The following is a 13,795-nucleotide window of genomic DNA, read 5'->3' on the forward strand; positions in this document are numbered from 1 at the left end:
AGGATGAAGTTATTTAGAGCGATTTAACTGCTACTTTCCGAAACGCTCCAGGTCAACACAGTAATATATTTGCAATGGAAAAAACTCTATGAACATGCGAATGGTCTTGGCTCTTCTTTTTGTCTTTGGCGTTAGTGGGTGTAAAGCGCCACCGAAACCGGCTCCAGGCGACGACACCATTGTTACCAGTGAAGTGAATGGCGTTACCTTAACTCACCGTTATGCAGTGCTTGCTCCAACCGAATTTACTGCCATTAACCAAAACTATCGCGCGCTTTATCCGGCTTCCGTTATGAGCAAACCGGATTTCGGCGGCAAAGTGATCCGCCAACTTGAAGCCGGTAAAACCTATGTTGTTCTGGGACAGGTAGAGCACTTCTGGATGGCGCTGGCCGATGAAGGAAAGGAAGAACTGATTGGTTATGTGCCGATGCGTGCCGTAGTGAAAAGCGAGCTGTACGACAAAACGCTGCGTGAAGACCGTCGTCGCAGAGTCGCGCCGAAAAAACAGACCTGCGTGACGGTAGACGGCAGCGGCAAAGCCTGCAAAAACGCTAACTCAGGAACCTGGATCATCGATTAATCCAGCCGTGACGAGTGCCAGATATGAATAATAATGCTGTTGTGCGCCAGTTCTGTCTGGTGTTTTTCTTTGTGCTGGCCACCCTGGCCAGCGGTTGTGGATCTTCTTCACACAGCGTACCTACCAGCTATAACCTTCAGTTCAGGGCTCATCCGCAAATCAATGAGTCCGCTCCTCTTAAAGTCAGGGTTTTGCTGTTGAAATCGGACGCCACGTTTATGTCTGCCGATTTCTGGTCGCTGCAAAATAACGCTGACAGCGTGCTGGGTGCCAACCTGCTCAACAGTGATGAATTTTTCCTGATGCCCGGCCAGTTGTCGAAAACGCTGAGTGGCAAAAGCGCGCCGGAGGCGCGTTACATAGGCGTGATCGCGGAATATCAGGCTCTGGATGGCAAGAAATGGCGTATCTCCCTGCCGCTTCCGGTGCAGGGTGAGAGCCACTTCTACGAATTCTGGAAATCCTCTGCGGACGAACTGGAAGCGAATCTTTTCCTCGACATCAACGGAATTCGCGTCATTTCCAAATAGCGCCAGCCTAAACAGGAAAACAGTATGAATAAAGCAGAAAAGGTCATATGGACCGAAGGTATGTTTCTGCGTCCTCATCATTTTCAGCGTGCGGAAAGTTACCTGCAACATCACATTCGTGAGTGGGGGACACTGCAACGCCCGTACCTTTGGGGCTACCTGGATCTTGAACTGGATGACGCGATGTTGCGTCAGGGCTGTATCGCCCTGAGCTCTGCCAGTGGTTTACTGCCGGACGGCACTTTTTTCTCTTTCCACGATGCACGCCAGGCGCCAGCGCCGTTGGCTATCCCGGACAACACCAACAATGAGCGCGTGGTGCTGGCGTTACCGGTGCGGCGCGGCGGACGGGATGAAGTCATTTTCAGCGAAGAGAAAGATTCGCTGGCGCGTTACGTCACCTGGGAAAGCGAAGTGGATGATGACAACGCCATGTCCGTCGGACCGGCTGCCGTGCAGTTTGGTCGCTTGCGGCTAAAACTGATGCTGGAAAAAGATCTGAGCGCCGAATGGACGTCCATCGGCGTGGTGCACGTGCTGGAGAAGCGTAACGATAATCACGTTCGCCTCGATACGCGTTATATCCCGCCGGTACTCAATGCTATCAATAATCCGCTGCTGTATGGCGCGCTCAAAGATCTGCAAAGCTTGCTGGTGCAGCGTAGCCAGCAAATAGGTCAGCGTTTGCGTCAGCCGGGGCGTTTTAATACCTCGGAAATGGTGGAATTTACGCTGCTGGCGCTGATCAATCACCATCTTGGCGAGGTGGCGCATTTGAAAACACTGCCGATGATCCACCCGGAAGAGCTGTGGCGAAGCTGGCTGCCGTTCGCCACGGAGCTGACGACCTGGACCGCTACGCGTTCGCCGGAAGAGGCGCTGCCGGTTTATGACCATGACGATCTCGCGGGCTGCTTCAGCAAACTGCAATTGATGCTGCGCCAGGGGCTGTCGCTGGTGATGGAAGAGCACGCTATCCAGCTTCCGCTCACCGAACGCACTCACGGCCTGAATGTCGCCACGCTGCCGAATACCAGCATGGCGCGCGAGTTCGGCTTTGTGCTGGCGGTCAAGGCCAGCGTGCCGGGCGAAATCCTGCAAACCCATTTCCCGGCGCAGATGAAAGTCGCCCCGGTCACCAAAATCCGCGATCTGGTACAGCTCCAGTTGCCTGGCATGATGCTGCGCGCCATGCCGGTCGCGCCGCCGCAAATTCCGTGGCATGCCGGTTACAACTATTTCGAGCTGGAAAAAGGCGGCGAACTCTGGAACGAAATGGAGAAATCGGGGGCTTTCGCACTGCATCTGGCGGGCGAATTCCCGGGTCTTGATATGGAGTTTTGGGCCATCCGTAGCCCGACTGAATAAGAGAGCGAGCGCACAATATGCAGGAACAAAACGCCGCCGGCAGTGATGCCGCTCTGGCAGGAGCCAGTGGTAACAATCCTTTGGTCGCAGCGGCAAACCCGCTACTTAATGCGATACCGCAAATCCGCTATTCGGTCTCTCATGACGATCAAAGCGGTTTGCGTCAGCATTTAATTGATGAAATCCGCCGTTTTGAAGTGCGCTGTCAGCAATCCGGGCTGGCCTACGAGGTGATCGTGGGCGCGCGCTACTGCCTCTGTACCGCGCTGGATGAAGCCGCGGCGCTGACGCCCTGGGGTAGCCGTGGCGTCTGGTCCGGCAGCGGTCTGCTGGTGACATTCCACAACGAAACCTGGGGCGGAGAGAAGTTCTTCCAGCTGCTGGCGCGGCTGTCGCAAAACCCGCGCGAGCACATCGCGTTGCTGGAGCTGATCAACTTCTGCCTGCTGCTTGGCTTTGAAGGCCGCTACCGGGTGATGGACAACGGCCGTACGCAACTGGAAACCATCAAACAGCGCCTGTGGCAGATGATCCGTGGCGTGCGTGGTAACTATCCGCCGCCGCTTTCGCCGCACCCGGAAGATCAACCGGTGATGCGCAAACTTTGGCGTCCGGTGATCCCATTATGGGCCTGCGTCGGGCTGGCGGGCTTCCTCGCCTGTCTGTTCTATATTGTGCTTAACTGGCGGCTTGGCGATAACACCAGCCCGGTGCTGGCGAAAATCTATCAAACACAGCTGCCGGAAGCGGCTATTGCCCAGCCAGCAGTGAGTGCGCCGCCAGTGCTTAATCTGAGCGCCTTCCTGCGCCCGGAAATTCAGCAAGGGCTGGTGGCGGTGCGCGATGAAGCCGATCGCAGCGTGGTGACCTTAAAAGGCGACGGGCTGTTTGCTTCCGGTTCAACGGTGGCGCGTGACAGCTACGAACCGGTGATCGACCGCGTCGCCCAGGCGATGAACAACGTCAGCGGCCGCATTCTGGTGGTCGGCTTTAGCGATAACGTGCCGATCCGCAGCGCGCGATTCGCCTCTAACTACGAGCTCTCTCTGGAGCGCGCGCGCTCGGTACAGTCGCTGCTGCAAAAACATCTGTCGCAGCCGGAACGCGTGAAAGCGGAAGGGAGAGGGGAGATGAACCCGATCGCGCCGAATAACACGCCGGAAAACCGCGCCCGCAACCGCCGCGTAGAGATTACTTTGCTGGTGTCGCCGGAAAATACGGCCGCCGAGCTGAACGGACTGCCGCAAGGAAACTAAAGGATGAATATGTTGCTTTCATTGCTGACCAACCGCATTTTGTGGGGTTTCCTTGGCGTGACGGGGCTGGCTGCCGTGATCTGGATGATCGGCCCGCTGCTCTCCGTCGTCGACTCCCGCCCGCTTGAGTCAGAGCAAAACCGCATGATCACCATTGCGGTGATGTACCTGATTTGGGTTCACAGCCACATTGTGCCGCGCCTCTATAATGCCTGGCTCAACCGTAAGCTGATGGACAACCTGAAAAGCGAAGAAGCCAAAGATCCGGTCGAGCGCAAACGCCTGAACAGTGAAGAACAAGTGCTTAATGAGCGCTTTGAAGAGGCCGCACAGGTACTGAAAAAAGCCCACTTTAACCAGCCGGGCCAGCGCGGACAGTGGACGCAGCGCTTCAGCACTCAGTATCTGTATCAGTTACCGTGGTATGTGATCATTGGTGCGCCGGGTTCCGGGAAAACCACTGCGCTGGTGAACTCCGGCCTGCAATTTCCGCTGGCGGATCGCTTTGGTAAAACCGCGCTGCGCGGCATTGGCGGAACGCGTAACTGCGACTGGTGGTTCACCAACGAAGCGGTGCTGCTGGATACCGCCGGTCGTTACACCACGCAGGAGAGCGAGCAGGTTCAGGATGCCAGCGAATGGGCGAAATTCCTCGGTCTGCTGCAAAAATACCGCCGTCGCCAGCCGATTAACGGCGTGATTGTGACGATCAGCATCGCCGATCTGCTGACGCAATCCGCAGAAGCCTCCCGCGAACAGGCGCTCAATTTGCGCCAGCGGCTGACCGAGTTGCATGAGCAGTTGGGCATTCGTTTCCCGGTTTATGTACTGGTAACCAAAGCCGACTTGCTGAAAGGTTTTCGCGCCTATTTTGCCGGTTTTGATAAAGCGCAGCGCGACCAGATCTGGGGTTTCACCTTCCCGTGGGAAAAAGCCAGACTGGCGGATTTTGACTTGCAGGGCAGTTTTCTGCAGGAATTTGCCCTGTTACAGCAGCGGCTGGATGCGGCGCTGCCGGATACGCTGTTGCGGGAAAGCGATGCGCAGGCACGCGCGGAATGTTTCCTGTTTCCGCAGGAGTTCGCCGCACTTCGCCCGCTGCTGTCTGACTACCTGAACACGCTGTTTGCCCGCTCTAATTTCGAAACCGAATTCTCGCCGCGCGGTATCTACTTCGCCAGCGGTACGCAGGAAGGCCTGCCTTTCGACCGCGTGATGGGTGAACTCAGCCGGGCGCTCTCGCTACCGCAGGGTAAAGCCGGAGATAACTGGGATTCGGTGAGTAAAGATGAGCCGGTACCGGGCGGGAAAGGGCAGAGCTTCTTTATCAAGCATGTGCTGCAAAACGTCATCTTCCAGGAAGCGGGTATTGCCGGGCAAAACCGCTGGTGGGAGCTACGCAGCCGGGCGGTGATCTGGTCCGGTTATGCGGCATTGCTGGCGCTGCTGATTGTTATCAGCGCCTTGTGGCTGACCAGCTACGGCAATAACAAAGATTATCTTGATGAAGTGCAGGCCAAAGTGCCGGCGCTGGATCAGGAGATCAAAGCGCTGCGTAACCGCCAGCAGGGCGATCTGTTTGCCATGCTGCCGCTGCTGAACGGGCTTGCCGCGCTGCCGCAGAGTGACGCCTTCGACATCAACAATCCGCCGATCACCCGCCGTATGGGATTGTATCGCGGTAACGATGTGGCTGACGCCTCGCAGACGCTGTACCAGAAAGCGTTGCAACAGATGCTGTTACCGGAAGTGGCGATGCGCATTACCACCTGGCTGCGCAACGATAACGGCAGCGATGTGGAATACAGCTACGAAGCGCTGAAAGCCTACCAGATGCTCTATCAGCCGAAACATTACGACGGCAAATTCCTGCACTCGTGGGTGATGCTCAATCTGGAGCGCAATCTGCCGCAGAACGTCACCAAAGCGCAGATCCGCCAGCTTGAATGGCATCTGACGCAGTTGCTGGAGCCGCAAATTCAGTCGTCGCCGTACGCCAAAGATGAGGCGTTAATCAGCCGCGAGCAGGCAATGATTAACCAGCAGCCGCTCTCCACGCGCGTTTATGGTCGTCTGAAACGTCTGCTGGAACATGATGACAGCCTGAAGCCGGTTTCACTGGCTTCACTGGGCGGACCGCAAAGCGAGCTGGTCTTTTCGCGCAAAAGCGGCAAACCAGTGAGTGAAGGTCTACCGGGGCTGTACACGCCGGACGGCTACTGGAATACCTTCAACGCAAAGATCGCACCGGTCACCGCTTCCCTGCATGAAGATGATAGCTGGGTACTGGGCGCGACCACGCAGCCGGAAGATAAACAACAGACGGATAACGCGGTGCGCCAGCTCTACGCCCGCGACTTTATCGCTCTGTGGGACAGCTTTTTAAGCGACATTCAGCTTAATAACAGTGCCGATCTGAATCAGCGCATCAATACGGCGCGCTTGCTCTCCGGCAACAACTCACCGCTGCGTCGGCTGGTGCTCAACCTGAGCCAGCAACTGAAACTGACGCGGGATGAGCCGGAAGACGCTGAAAAAGCGAAAAACGCTGGTAGTACTAACCGTGGTACGCAGATGCTGGAAACCCTGTTCAGTAACCACGACGGCGCAGAGCAAACCACCAATGCTGCGGCCAGCCAGACGCCGGAACAGCGTGTAACCGAACACTTCGCGCCGATTATCGAACTGGCGCAGCCGCTGGAAAAAGGCGGGAAAACCATCGTCTTTGATGATTTTCTCAAGCAGGTTGATGAGCTGTACCGCTATCTGACCGCCGTTCAGGATGCTGCCAACAGCGGGATGCCCCCGCCGGGGGGGGAAGCGATCAGCCGTTTACAGGCCAGCGCCGGACGTCTGCCCGGCGGCCTGCAAACCATGTTCAGCAACATGGCCGTGGGAGCCAGCAGCGATACTCAGCGCCGGGATCTGGAAAATGTTCGCAAGCGTATCAGCGTTGAAGTGGGCAGCTTCTGCCGTCAGGCCATCGCCGGGCGTTATCCGCTGGTGCGCTCAGCCAGCAGCGAAGTGACGCCGGACGATCTGGCGCGCATGTTCGCGCCGGGCACCGGTCTGATGGATACCTTCTTTCGCGATAACCTGACCAATAAAGTCGACACCACGCAGTCCACCTGGCGCTTTATGCCAGGTATCGACGGCAAAACGCTGCCGGGCAGCGAAGGTTTGCTGGTGCCGTTCCAGCAGGCGCAGTCTATCCGCGATGCTTTCTTTGCCAATGGCAGCACCACGCCGTCGTTTCGCACAACCGTGCGCACGGTGCGTATGGATAACAGCATCCTGACCATGACGCTGGATGTGGACGGGCAAATTCTGCGTTACAGCCACGGGCCGCAGGCGGTACAAATCGTTAACTGGCCGGGATCGGGCGGAACCAACCAGGTACGGATGCAGCTCGGTCTGGCCAGCGGCACAACCGCGACGCTGGTCACCAACGGCGCGTGGGCACTGAATCGCTTTTTCGATAAAGCCCGCGTCAGCCCCGGCAGTAGCAGCCTTAGCCGCCAGGCGACATTCACCATTGACGGGCATCAGGTGACGCTGGAGTTTGCGCCGAACAGCATCCGCAACCCGTTCCAGCTTCCCCGTTTCGCATGTCCTTGAACTGCAAAGGAACGCCAATGACGATGACTTCAGCAATCAGCTGGTACGGAAAACTGCCGAGTGCCGGTGATTTTTTACAGCGCCGCTTTCCCGATGCGCTGCAACGGCAGTGGTCCCACTGGTTCCAGGTGGGGTTGATGAACTGGCAAAAAGAGGAACAGCGTGCCAGCGATCGCCAGTTCGGCAATGCGCCGGTATGGAATTTTGTTGTCCCGCCTATGCTTGGCGGGCAGCAAGTGCAGATGGGCTGTCTGCTGCCGGGGCGCGACAGCGTCGGGCGCCAGTACCCGATTTGCGCGCTGATGGCGATCAACCCGCTGGAGTGGACACCGCGCCATCTGGCGCAGGCGGGCGACTGGTATCAGCAACTGGGCCGCACGCTGCTGCACGCTATCCGCAATGGCTACTCGCCGGAACAGCTCGATCAGGCGCTGCTGTCGATTCCGCCCGTGCAGTTGGTTGCGCCGGAATCGCGCTCGGAAATTCTTGATGTGATCGGTTACGAAGGCGACGGCGAATCGACCATTGGCTGGAATCAGGCCGCCGAATGTTTCGACCCGCTGCGCCAGATCAGTTTCTGGTGGACCAACCGCAGCGACGGCTATCCGCTTTATACACACGTACATAGCGGCAATTTTACCGGGCAGCTCTTTACGCTGCTGTTTGACCCGGCGGGGGGCGCCAGACCCGGTCGCCACGGTCTTTACCCACCGATGTTTGAATAAGCAGGTTGCGGATGACGATTGACTCTTTACTGGCTCCGGTCACGCCGGAGCAACCGTGCGGCGAGAATCTGGAGTATGACGCCGACTTCCAGGCGATGGAACAGGCCAGCCTCGGTAAAGCCGAGCAGCAGTTCGGCAACACGATCATTCCTGCCGAACCCGCCGACTGGAACCGCGTGGAAAAACTGGCCACCTCGCTGCTGGAACGCACGAAAGATATTCGCGTCATGCTGGCGCTGACCCATGCATGGACGCGTCGTCGCGGGCTGGAAGGTTACGCCGACGGTTTGCTGCTGCTGGGCCAGGCGCTGGCGCTGTATTGGGATCATCTCTGGCCGTCGCTTACCGATGGCGGTGAATTCGATCCCTTCTACCGTATTAATGCGCTGGCTGCGCTGAGCGACAAATCCGCGCTCACCACCACGCTGCGCCAGTCGATACTGTTACGCAGCAATGGAGATGAGCTGAATGTGCGCGATGCACAGGCGCTGCTGGATGGCAGTAAAACCGAATGCGCGGGTTACCCGGGCGGTCGGGTGCGTTTGATAGATGAACTGGTACGCGGCGGCCAACCCGGTATTGAAGCTATCGGGCAGATTGAAGGGCGCCTGCAAACCATCCGTACATGGCTGCTGGAACAACTGGGCGAAAGCGGGGTGCCGGAAATGGAACAGTTACTGAAAACGGTCAGCATGATTGCCGGAGCGAGCCGCGCTTCCCGTGGCGATGAGCCGCCTGCGCCGTCCGCAGGGGAGGAGCAAAAAGCCCCTGCGCCACAGCCGGTTGCCGCACCGCTCGCAGCGCATACCGACTGGCGCACGGCGCAGGTAACGACGCGCGCCGACGCACAGTTGATGCTGGAGAAAGTGAAGCAATACTTTACTCAGCATGAACCGAGCCACCCGGCACCGCTGATGATCGATCGCGTACAGCGGTTAATCGAACTCGATTTTATGGAAATTATTCGCGATCTGGCGCCCGATGGCGTAAGCCAGTTGCAAAACATCTTTGGGCGTCAGGAGTGACGCGTACCGTGTTATGACGACAGGCGCGTCGCCAGTCGTCAAACCTTCACCGCGCATATTCGATGGAGAACATCATGCCAATAAGTAACAGTGGTCAAAAATTTATCGCCCGCAACCGCGCGCCGCGCGTACAGATTGAGTACGACGTGGAAGTTTATGGCGCAGAGCGCAAAATCCAGCTTCCGTTTGTGATGGGCGTTATGGCGGATCTGGTCGGGAAACCGGTGGAGAACTTACCGTCTATTGAGGAGCGTAAATTCCTCGAGATCGATGTCGACAACTTCGATGAGCGTATGAAAGCGCTGAAACCGCGCGTCGCCTTCAACGTGGACAACACGCTGACGGGCGAAGGCCGGTTGAACGTCGATCTTACCTTCGACAGCATGGATGATTTCCTGCCGGATGCCATCGCCCGCAAAGTCGAGCCGCTGAACAAACTGCTGGAAGCCCGCACGCAGCTTTCCAACCTGCTGACTTATATGGACGGAAAAAACGGCGCGGAAGAGCTGATCGCCAAAGTGTTGCAGGATCCGACACTGCTGAAATCCCTTAGCCAGTTGCCGAACAGCGACGAGAACGCGCAAGGTAAAGAGGAGTAAACCATGAGCAATCCTTCGCAACAACATGAACAGCAGGGCGCCCAGGCCTTCAGTCAGGATGAATTTAGCTCACTGCTGAACAAAGAGTTCCGCCCGAAAACCGACCAGGCGCGTTCGGCGGTAGAAAGCGCGGTGAAAACGCTGGCGCAGCAGGCGCTGGAAAATACCGTAACCTTCTCCAACGACACCTACCGCACCATTCAGAACCTGATTGCCGGTATCGATGAGAAGCTGTCGCAGCAGATTAACCAGATTATCCACCACGAAGAGTTTCAGAAACTGGAGAGTGCCTGGCGCGGCCTCAGCCATCTGGTGAATAACACCGAAACGGATGAGATGCTGAAAATTCGCTTTATGAGCATCTCCAAGCAGGAACTGGGCCGTAACCTGAAGCGTTTTAAAGGCGTCGGCTGGGATCAGAGCCCGATCTTCAAAAAAATCTACGAAGAAGAGTACGGTCAGTTCGGCGGCGAACCGTTTGGCTGCCTGGTGGGCGATTACTACTTCGACCACAGCCCGCAGGATGTTGAGCTGCTCGGCGAGATGGCGCGTATCGGCGCGGCGGCGCACTGTCCGTTTATCACCGGCACCGCACCAAGCGTGATGCAGATGGAGTCCTGGCAGGAGCTGGCGAATCCGCGCGATCTGACGAAAATCTTCCAGAACACCGAATACGCCGCCTGGCGTTCTCTGCGTGAATCGGAAGATGCTCGTTACTTAGGCCTCGTAATGCCGCGCTTCCTCTCCCGTCTGCCGTACGGCATTCGCACGAACCCGGTGGATAGCTTCGATTTTGAAGAAGAGACCGACGGCGCGAACCACAACAACTACACCTGGGCAAACGCCGCTTACGCGATGGCGACCAACATCAACCGCTCCTTTAAAGAGTACGGCTGGTGCACCTCGATTCGCGGCGTTGAATCCGGCGGGGCGGTGGAAAATCTGCCGTGCCACACCTTCCCGAGCGACGATGGCGGCGTGGACATGAAGTGCCCGACCGAGATTGCCATCAGCGATCGCCGTGAAGCGGAACTGGCGAAAAACGGCTTTATGCCGCTGATCCACCGTAAAAACTCTGACTTTGCCGCCTTTATCGGCGCGCAGTCGCTGCAAAAACCGACCGAGTACCACGATGCCGATGCCACCGCCAACGCGCGTCTGGCTTCCCGTCTGCCGTATCTCTTCGCCTGCTGCCGTTTTGCGCACTACCTGAAGTGCATTGTGCGCGACAAAATCGGTTCCTTCCGCGAGCGCGACGAAATGGAACGCTGGCTGAACGACTGGGTGATGAACTACGTCGACGGCGACCCGGCGAACTCCTCGCAGGAAACCAAAGCGCGTAAACCGCTGGCCGCGGCCGAAGTGCAGGTGCAGGAGATCGAAGACAACCCTGGCTACTACGCCGCGAAATTCTTCCTGCGTCCGCACTACCAGCTGGAAGGTTTGACCGTGTCGCTGCGTCTGGTGTCAAAACTGCCGTCACTGAAAACCAAAGAGGCGTAAGCAGAAGGTGCCGCAGGCGGGATGCGCCTGCGGCATGAAGGATTTCATAACAGAAGGATATGCGATGAATCTATATCGAATAGCTGTTAGCAGTCTGCTGGTTTTCTCAACCCTGGTTTTAGCAGAAACACAAACTTATCAATACCCTCGGGCCCAATCATTACCGGAAGATGATACCTCTGTATTTCCACGCGATCCGTCTCTGTTAACCGGGCACGATGTGAATTTGACTGCCGAACGTTTTTTTAATGCCTGGAGCAATAAAGATAACGAGCGAGAACGTATCAAAGCGGATATGTATTTTCTCGGGGTGTTGGATGCAACGGAAGGGAAAGCGTGGTGTGGGTATAAGAAGATACTGCCGGGTTCTGCCCATGAGCACGTTTTCTCGCGTCTGGCAAAGCTGAGTACTGAACAGCGTAAACAACCTGCCGCCAACTTTATTGTTGAGTCGATGAAGGAATTTCTGCCTTGCAAAAAAGGGAGCCAAAAATGAGACCGTTATACGAGCAATTAAAAAAGCAGCATTACTCATCAAATGATACCCGCGCAGGATATGTTGCTCCCGATGTTTTATTTTCGGAAATTGGCTATGACTATAACGATTTAATACGGCAAGGCGAGCAATATAAGAATACCTGTGCCGTAAGAATGAGTTTGGCTCTGCTGAAATGTAACATCGAATTTGCGGGGCGTTTTACAATAAAAAGTGGCCCATATAAAGGCAAAAAGTTTGAAATGGGCGCCAAATTGCTTGCTGATCAATTAAATCGGGCTGATGTTTTTGGTAAGGCAGAAATCTACACCGATAAAGTCCAGGGCGGGCGAGCACTGTTAAAACGCCGGGGTGTAGTATTCTTTAATAAAATTGAGGGGTACGGTGGGGGGCATATCGATATGCTGGAACCGCTGACCAGCAACTCTTTTCTCTGTAATTCGGACTGTTATCCGTATTGTCAGGAAATCTGGTTTTGGGAATTAAAATAGTTGCTATTATTGCCGCATCCATCGCGATTTACGCAGTCGCGGAAAAAATAAAATCGAAGATTTAATTTTTCCGGTAAAACTTAATATAAAAGGTAAAGGCAACAATCACGACGAGTAAAAATACCGCCTTGCCGAAGAGGGTTCCTGTGGCAGCAAGTGTGAAAGTTTCATAGCGGGCGACATTAAACACTGACTCAATAATATCAATAAAAGTGTAGATGCCGACGACCGCGAAAAGGCAGATCAATAATAGCGCAATACCCTTTTTCATTTTATGACCATCCAGGTTAATAGAAGACAAAAGGGGGATTTTAGGTAGCGCTGTCAGCATTGTCTAGTGCTATGCGGACAACAACAGTGACGAGTTTTCAATTTCCTGCAATACGCGGGAAAGTGAAAAACTGTACGGCTCCCGGCTGTACAGCAACGAGGCAGAGGTAAAATATGGACGGTTTTATTCGGCCCCATGCTTACCCGTTTGCCATATAAGCGCTTTTTCGAAAGCAATATTTATCATTAACGAAGAGTAAATATTATGGCTATTGATATGTTTCTGAAGGTCGATGGAGTTACGGGTGAATCTAAAGACTCTAACCACACCGGCTGGACTGATATCACATCTTTTTCCTGGGGTGCTTCACAGCCAGGGAATATGAGTGTTGGCGGTGGCGGCGGTGCCGGTAAAGTCAATTTCAACGACCTTCACGTAAATGCACTCATTGATAAATCCACGACGGCTATCCTGAAACACTGCGCCAGCGGTAAGCACCTGACCAAGGTTGAGCTTTCCGTCTGCAAAGCCGGTGGTCAGCAGGTTGAATACGCACGTATCACGCTGGAAGATGTGCTGGTGACGTCTGTTCAGTACACCGGTGCGGATAACGGCGACACCGTGGGTGTGACCTATGCATTCCAGGCTGCGAAAGTGAAACAGCAGTACTGGGAGCAGTCTTCTTCCGGCGGTAAAGGTGCTGAAACCAGCGCTGGCTGGAACATCAAGGAAAACAAAGAAGCGTAATGCTGCTCTCTTTTTGACGCGCATTACGGCAGGCACAGAGCAGCGGCTCTGTGCCTGTATCCGCAAAAAGACATTATTGAGCCTGATGGTAAACAGAAATATATTATCGTGCTTGAGTTAATTCTTAAGCGTTACCGGGGCAGGAAAGCCTGGTTATGAATAAAATAGGGTTGACGAGCCTGGTGTTAATCACGCTGAGCGGTTGTCAGAGCCATCCGCCGCAATATGCTTCTGCGGGGGTGGAAATAAAAGATAACCAGCCGTGCTTCAGTATGACCCCCTTGTCCTCCACGGCGCTTGTTGCCACAGCGCCCACCATTAATAAACTGAATGGCAGCGAATGGCAGACGATGACATCACCCGCGAACTGGCAACCAACACGCGTTATTTCTGCCAGCCATTGCACCGTCTGGCCTGACATCAACTGGCAGGCTGGTATTTACGATGTGGTGTTTAAAGTGAGTGATGGCAATAACGCAACGCGTTATGCAACCCGTTTTATGTTGACCCGCTCCGCGCAAGGTGAGCTTACGGTGCAAAAACAAGAATAAACGAGCGAAGTTTTGCTCCGGTGGGCTGCTCC

General features: G+C 55.4%; 14 protein-coding genes. 13 read left to right on the forward strand and 1 reads right to left on the reverse strand.

The window, feature by feature from the left end:
* Positions 1–88: 88 nt before the first annotated feature.
* The 11 genes from Y71_RS11145 (at position 89) to Y71_RS11195 (ending at position 12,194) form a co-directional block, all read left to right on the forward strand.
* Positions 89–583 (forward strand): hypothetical protein, encoded by a 495-nt coding sequence (locus tag Y71_RS11145; RefSeq protein ID WP_007371668.1) that lies wholly within the window; start codon positions 89–91, stop codon positions 581–583.
* A gap of 23 nt (positions 584–606) precedes the next feature.
* The gene (gene tssJ / locus Y71_RS11150; RefSeq protein WP_007371669.1) at positions 607–1,113 is read left to right on the forward strand and encodes a type VI secretion system lipoprotein TssJ; all 507 of its coding nucleotides are present in this window, start codon (positions 607–609) and stop codon (positions 1,111–1,113) included.
* A gap of 24 nt (positions 1,114–1,137) precedes the next feature.
* Positions 1,138–2,481: a type VI secretion system baseplate subunit TssK gene (gene tssK, locus Y71_RS11155; RefSeq protein ID WP_007371670.1), complete on the forward strand. Its 1,344-nt coding sequence runs from the start codon at positions 1,138–1,140 to the stop codon at positions 2,479–2,481.
* 17 nt (positions 2,482–2,498) lie between these two features.
* On the forward strand, positions 2,499–3,737 hold the full coding sequence (locus Y71_RS11160) for a DotU family type VI secretion system protein (RefSeq protein WP_007371671.1): 1,239 nt from the start codon (positions 2,499–2,501) through the stop codon (positions 3,735–3,737).
* Between the two features lie 3 nt (positions 3,738–3,740).
* The gene (tssM, locus tag Y71_RS11165; protein ID WP_007371672.1) at positions 3,741–7,355 is read left to right on the forward strand and encodes a type VI secretion system membrane subunit TssM; all 3,615 of its coding nucleotides are present in this window, start codon (positions 3,741–3,743) and stop codon (positions 7,353–7,355) included.
* 17 nt (positions 7,356–7,372) lie between these two features.
* Positions 7,373–8,080, forward strand: a complete 708-nt coding sequence (gene tagF, locus Y71_RS11170) for a type VI secretion system-associated protein TagF (RefSeq protein ID WP_007371673.1) — start codon at positions 7,373–7,375, stop codon at positions 8,078–8,080.
* Positions 8,081–8,091: 11 nt separating this feature from the next.
* Positions 8,092–9,105: a type VI secretion system protein TssA gene (gene tssA, locus Y71_RS11175; protein WP_007371674.1), complete on the forward strand. Its 1,014-nt coding sequence runs from the start codon at positions 8,092–8,094 to the stop codon at positions 9,103–9,105.
* A gap of 74 nt (positions 9,106–9,179) precedes the next feature.
* Entirely contained in the window at positions 9,180–9,704 is a 525-nt protein-coding gene (gene tssB / locus Y71_RS11180; RefSeq protein WP_007371675.1) for a type VI secretion system contractile sheath small subunit, read from the forward strand.
* 3 nt (positions 9,705–9,707) lie between these two features.
* Complete coding sequence (gene tssC / locus Y71_RS11185; RefSeq protein ID WP_007371676.1) at positions 9,708–11,207, forward strand: type VI secretion system contractile sheath large subunit; 1,500 nt, start codon at positions 9,708–9,710, stop codon at positions 11,205–11,207.
* A 34-nt stretch (positions 11,208–11,241) separates the two neighbouring features.
* Complete coding sequence (locus tag Y71_RS30365; RefSeq protein WP_233218382.1) at positions 11,242–11,703, forward strand: Rap1a/Tai family immunity protein; 462 nt, start codon at positions 11,242–11,244, stop codon at positions 11,701–11,703.
* Positions 11,700–12,194: a T6SS effector amidase Tae4 family protein gene (locus tag Y71_RS11195; RefSeq protein ID WP_007371678.1), complete on the forward strand. Its 495-nt coding sequence runs from the start codon at positions 11,700–11,702 to the stop codon at positions 12,192–12,194. Before Y71_RS30365 ends, Y71_RS11195 begins: the two co-directional genes overlap by 4 nt.
* 61 nt (positions 12,195–12,255) lie before the next feature.
* Here Y71_RS11195 and Y71_RS11200 read toward each other — a convergent pair whose 3' ends face one another.
* Positions 12,256–12,465, reverse strand: a complete 210-nt coding sequence (locus Y71_RS11200) for a hypothetical protein (protein WP_007371679.1) — start codon at positions 12,463–12,465, stop codon at positions 12,256–12,258.
* A gap of 264 nt (positions 12,466–12,729) precedes the next feature.
* Between Y71_RS11200 and Y71_RS11205 the strand changes: the two genes are divergently transcribed.
* Positions 12,730–13,212, forward strand: coding sequence for an Hcp family type VI secretion system effector (locus tag Y71_RS11205; RefSeq protein ID WP_017457017.1), 483 nt, complete (start codon positions 12,730–12,732; stop codon positions 13,210–13,212).
* 155 nt (positions 13,213–13,367) lie between these two features.
* Positions 13,368–13,763, forward strand: a complete 396-nt coding sequence (locus Y71_RS11210) for a putative T6SS immunity periplasmic lipoprotein (protein ID WP_007371681.1) — start codon at positions 13,368–13,370, stop codon at positions 13,761–13,763.
* Positions 13,764–13,795 lie beyond the last annotated feature (32 nt).

The organism is Kosakonia radicincitans DSM 16656, from assembly GCF_000280495.2.
GTDB classification, from domain to species: Bacteria; Pseudomonadota; Gammaproteobacteria; order Enterobacterales; family Enterobacteriaceae; genus Kosakonia; species Kosakonia radicincitans.

Bases quoted from the DNA above. Each gene is read 5' to 3' on its own strand.
- Y71_RS11200 (WP_007371679.1), bottom strand. From the start codon at position 12,465: ATGAAAAAGGGTATTGCGCTATTATTGATCTGCCTTTTCGCGGTCGTC.
- tssA (WP_007371674.1), top strand. From the start codon at position 8,092: ATGACGATTGACTCTTTACTGGCTCCGGTCACGCCGGAGCAACCGTGC.
- Y71_RS11205 (WP_017457017.1), top strand. From the start codon at position 12,730: ATGGCTATTGATATGTTTCTGAAGGTCGATGGAGTTACGGGTGAATCT.
- Y71_RS30365 (WP_233218382.1), top strand. From the start codon at position 11,242: ATGAAGGATTTCATAACAGAAGGATATGCGATGAATCTATATCGAATA.
- tssC (WP_007371676.1), top strand. From the start codon at position 9,708: ATGAGCAATCCTTCGCAACAACATGAACAGCAGGGCGCCCAGGCCTTC.
- tssK (WP_007371670.1), top strand. From the start codon at position 1,138: ATGAATAAAGCAGAAAAGGTCATATGGACCGAAGGTATGTTTCTGCGT.
- tssB (WP_007371675.1), top strand. From the start codon at position 9,180: ATGCCAATAAGTAACAGTGGTCAAAAATTTATCGCCCGCAACCGCGCG.
- Y71_RS11210 (WP_007371681.1), top strand. From the start codon at position 13,368: ATGAATAAAATAGGGTTGACGAGCCTGGTGTTAATCACGCTGAGCGGT.
- tssJ (WP_007371669.1), top strand. From the start codon at position 607: ATGAATAATAATGCTGTTGTGCGCCAGTTCTGTCTGGTGTTTTTCTTT.
- tagF (WP_007371673.1), top strand. From the start codon at position 7,373: ATGACGATGACTTCAGCAATCAGCTGGTACGGAAAACTGCCGAGTGCC.
- tssM (WP_007371672.1), top strand. From the start codon at position 3,741: ATGAATATGTTGCTTTCATTGCTGACCAACCGCATTTTGTGGGGTTTC.
- Y71_RS11195 (WP_007371678.1), top strand. From the start codon at position 11,700: ATGAGACCGTTATACGAGCAATTAAAAAAGCAGCATTACTCATCAAAT.
- Y71_RS11160 (WP_007371671.1), top strand. From the start codon at position 2,499: ATGCAGGAACAAAACGCCGCCGGCAGTGATGCCGCTCTGGCAGGAGCC.
- Y71_RS11145 (WP_007371668.1), top strand. From the start codon at position 89: ATGAACATGCGAATGGTCTTGGCTCTTCTTTTTGTCTTTGGCGTTAGT.